This window comes from Plasticicumulans sp., assembly GCF_035331805.1.
In the GTDB taxonomy this organism is placed as follows: domain Bacteria; phylum Pseudomonadota; class Gammaproteobacteria; order Competibacterales; family Competibacteraceae; genus Plasticicumulans.
The window spans coordinates 1-3,893 of the sequence record NZ_DAOLKE010000326.1; the positions used below are offsets into that span (position 1 = coordinate 1).

The 3,893-nt window shown below is 68.8% G+C and carries 3 protein-coding genes; 2 read left to right on the top strand and 1 reads right to left on the bottom strand.

Annotated elements, in window-relative coordinates; genetic code table 11:
• Window positions 1-165: 165 nt before the first annotated feature.
• The gene (locus tag PKE44_RS16200) at window positions 166-1,077 is read right to left on the bottom strand and encodes a carbon-nitrogen hydrolase family protein (protein WP_324553223.1); all 912 of its coding nucleotides are present in this window, start codon (window positions 1,075-1,077) and stop codon (window positions 166-168) included.
• 241 nt (window positions 1,078-1,318) lie between these two features.
• Here PKE44_RS16200 and PKE44_RS16205 point away from each other — a divergent pair, with 241 nt between their 5' ends.
• On the top strand, window positions 1,319-2,503 hold the full coding sequence (locus tag PKE44_RS16205; RefSeq protein WP_324553226.1) for an acyl-CoA dehydrogenase: 1,185 nt from the start codon (window positions 1,319-1,321) through the stop codon (window positions 2,501-2,503).
• 258 nt (window positions 2,504-2,761) lie between these two features.
• Window positions 2,762-3,893: CaiB/BaiF CoA-transferase family protein (locus PKE44_RS16210; RefSeq protein ID WP_324553230.1), on the top strand; the 1,132-nt coding region annotated here is incomplete at its 3' end.

A 3,893-nucleotide genomic window follows, 5' to 3' on the forward strand; every position in this document is an offset into this window, starting at 1 on the left:
CCAACCCCTCCCCCGCGAGGGGGGAGGGGCTTGTTCGTCAATGCCTTGCCGTCGTCCTGATCCACCCGCGCTGCCCGGGCGAGTCCGGGAGCCACTGCTGCAAGCTGTGCAGATACGCAATGCCCAGAGGGAAAAGGGCTGCACCGCGGGGTCGGCAATGTTCTCTCAGAACACCACCTTCGGCTGCGGCGCGCCGTGATCGCGCGGTTCGCCGAGCGTCAAGGGCACGCCCTGCGCCGGCTTTTCCAGCTTGCCGAGCGCTTCGAGATACGCCGTGTCGGCCTGGCTGCGATCGTAGATCGGGTAATCGACGCGGCGGTCGCGGAAGCTCTTGAGCGTCTGGCCGAGGTTGCGCAGGCCGTTCTGGCGGCTGCGGCGCACCTGGTCGAGATCAATCTCCACCGGAATGAACTGTTCGCTGCCGCCGCCTTCGTACAAGGCCCGGCCGTGCGGATCGAACACCGCCGAATAACCGTTGCCGCCGGCCCCGAGCCCGTTGATGTCGAACACGTAGCACTGCTGCATCGCCGCGGTCGCGCGCGCGATGCAGAGATCGACATCGCGGTCGATCGTGTGCGTCAGCACCGGGTGCAGGATCACCTCGACGCCGTGCGCGGCCAGCGTGCGGGCGTTCTCCGGGAACCAGATGTCGTAGCAGTTCAGCACGCCGAAGCGCCCGACACCGGGCACGTCCCAGTACAGGAACGCCTCGCCCGGCGTCACGCCCTGCTCGAAGGGCTGGAACGGATAGAGCTTGCGGTAGCGGCCGATCACCGTGCCCTGCGGGTCGATGACCGAGGTCGTGTTGTGGATGTGGCCGTCGCGACGCTCGAACATCGAGCCGTTGACCAGCCAGATGCCGTGGCGACGGGCCGCGGTACAGAGCTCGTCCTCGGACTCGCCGGGCAGCGGCTGGGCGTGCGGCAGCAGCGGACCGTGCACGCAGAGTTCGCTGAACACGATCATCTGCACCCACGGATACAGGTGCATGACGAGGTCGATGCGGTGGCGCATCGCTTCGAGGTTGCTGCCGACGGTGACGTGCATCTGCACGCCGGCAATGCCGAAGGGAGTCATCGGGGATCACCTCTGCGGGACGGGGAATCGGACGAGGTCTTGCCGCCATGCGCTACGGAATATTGAACATTCCGGCGCACGCAGGGATGCTGTTCTGCAACACTTCGGCCGTTTAATCAATGCCCGCGCTGCATGACAGCGGCAGAGCCGTGATCGTTTGTTGAATATTTCAAACGGTGCTAGGCTCGTTCCGTCCCCCCGCCTTCGCCCGCGCGGGCAGCAGACTTCCGGAGACTTGCCGATGGCCAACATCCACAACGACACCTTCCGCTGGGAAGACCCGCTGCTGTTCGACGCCCAGCTCGATCACGAGGAACGCCAGATCGCCGCTGCCGCGCACGACTACTGCCAGGGCCGGCTGCTGCCGCGCATCCGCGAGGCCCACCGCCACGAGACCTTCGACCGTTCGATCATGACCGAGATGGGCGAACTCGGGCTGCTCGGCTGCACGATCGAGGGCTACGGCTGCGCGGGCTTGTCCTACGTCGCCTACGGCCTGATCGCGCGCGAGATCGAGCGCGTCGACTCGGGCTACCGCTCGGCGGCGAGCGTGCAGTCCTCGCTGGTCATGCACCCGATCCACGCCTACGGCAGCGAGGCGCAGCGGCGCAAGTACCTGCCGAAGCTCGCCACCGGCGAATGGCTCGGCTGCTTCGGCCTCACCGAACCCGACCACGGCTCCGACCCCGGCGGCATGAAGACGCGCGCCCGCAAGATCGACGGCGGCTGGCTGCTGAACGGCGCCAAGATGTGGATCACCAATTCGCCGATCGCCGACGTGTTCGTGGTCTGGGCGAAGGATGACAGCGGCAAGATCCGCGGCTTCGTGCTCGAAAAAGGCATGAAGGGCCTGAGCGCGCCGAAGATCGAGGGCAAGTTCTCGCTGCGCGCCTCGGTGACCGGCGAGATCGTCATGAGTGACGTCGAGGTTTCCGACGAACACCTGCTGCCCGGCGTGCAGGGCCTGGCCGGGCCTTTCGGCTGCCTGAACCGCGCGCGCTACGGCATCGCCTGGGGCGCGATCGGTGCGGCCGAGTTCTGCTGGCACGCGGCGCGCCAGTACACGCTCGATCGCAAGCAGTTCGGCCGGCCGCTGGCGGCCACGCAGCTCGTGCAGCTGAAGCTCGCCGACATGCAGACCGAAATCACGCTCGGCCTGCACGCGGCGCTGCGCGTCGGACGGCTGATCGATGCCGATCAGGCCTCGCCGGAGATGATCTCGCTGGTCAAGCGCAACAACTGCGGCAAGGCGCTCTCCATCGCCCGTACCGCGCGCGACATGCACGGCGGCAACGGCATCAGCGACGAGTACCACGTCATCCGCCACGTGCTGAACCTCGAAGCCGTCAACACCTACGAGGGCACGCACGACATCCACGCGCTGATCCTCGGCCGGGCGCAGACCGGCATCCAGGCGTTCTGCTGAGGCGCGCGCTCCGATCATGCGTGCGGACTTCGTGAGCTTTTCTGCTTCCCGTGTATCGGTGACGGCACCGACGGCTGTGGCGGTCTGCAGTCCTGTTGCCGGCTGGATGCTTGCCGACAAGCTCCGCGCCGTGACGAGCAAGCCCCTCCCCCCTCGCGGGGGAGGGGTTGGGGAGAGGGGAGACCGAAGCCTCGCAGGCTGTGTGATCTCCCCCGGCCGCGGCAGGGCTGCCGCACCACGGATGTCCCGGAGGCCGGCATGAGCGGTCCGCTGGCGCACCTGCGCGTGCTCGACCTGTCGCGCGTGCTGGCCGGTCCGTGGGCCGGGCAGACGCTCGCCGATCTCGGCGCCGACGTGATCAAGATCGAGCGCCCCGGCTGCGGCGACGACACCCGTCACTGGGGACCGCCGTACCTGAAGGCCGCCGATGGCACGCCGACCGGCGAGGCCGCGTACTTCCTGTCGGCCAACCGCGGCAAGCGTTCGGTGACGGTCGACTTCACGCGGCCCGAGGGACAGGCGATCGTGCGGGCGCTGGCGGCGCAGTCCGACGTGCTGCTCGAAAACTTCAAGGTCGGCGGACTGGCGCAGTACGGGCTGGATGCCGACAGCCTGCGGGCGCTGAATCCGCGGCTCATCTACTGCTCGGTGACCGGCTTCGGTCAGGACGGCCCGTACCGCGACCTGCCGGGCTACGACTTCATGATCCAGGGCATGGGCGGGCTGATGAGCCTGACCGGCCAGCCGGACGGCACGCCGGGCGGCGGTCCGGTCAAGGTCGGCGTCGCACTCGCCGACGTGCTGACCGGGCTGTACGCGACCATCGGCGTGCTCGCGGCGCTCGCGCACCGCGAACGCAGCGGCGAGGGCCAGCACGTCGACCTCGCGCTGCTCGACGTGCAGGTCGCGGTGCTCGCCAATCAGGCGCTGAACTACCTGACCACCGGCTGCGCGCCGCAGCGCCTCGGCAACGCGCATCCGAACATCGTCCCGTACCAGACCTTCGCGGCGGCCGACGGTCACCTGATCCTCGCCGTCGGCAACGATGCGCAGTTCGCGCGCTGCTGCGCGGTGCTCGGCTGCCCGGAACTCGCCGCAGACGAACGCTTCGCCAGCAACCGCGCCCGCGTCGCACACCGCGCCGAGCTGGTGCCCCGGCTCGCGGCGTGCTTCGCGACGCAGCCGCGCGATGCGTGGCTGGCGGCGCTGGCGAACGCGAACGTGCCCTGCGGGCCGATCAACACGCTCGATCAGGTGTTCGCCGATGCGCAGGTGCAGCACCGGCAGATGCGCGTCGAGCTGCCGCATGCGCAGGCCGGCACGGTGGCGCTGGTCGGCAGCCCGCTGAAGCTCTCGGCCACACCGGTCGAGTACCACCTGCCGCCGCCGC

What these genes read in the sequence shown, in the direction of transcription:
- PKE44_RS16205 (WP_324553226.1), top strand. Translation starts at nt 1,319, where the DNA reads ATGGCCAACATCCACAACGACACCTTCCGCTGGGAAGACCCGCTGCTG.
- PKE44_RS16200 (WP_324553223.1), bottom strand. Translation starts at nt 1,077, where the DNA reads ATGACTCCCTTCGGCATTGCCGGCGTGCAGATGCACGTCACCGTCGGC.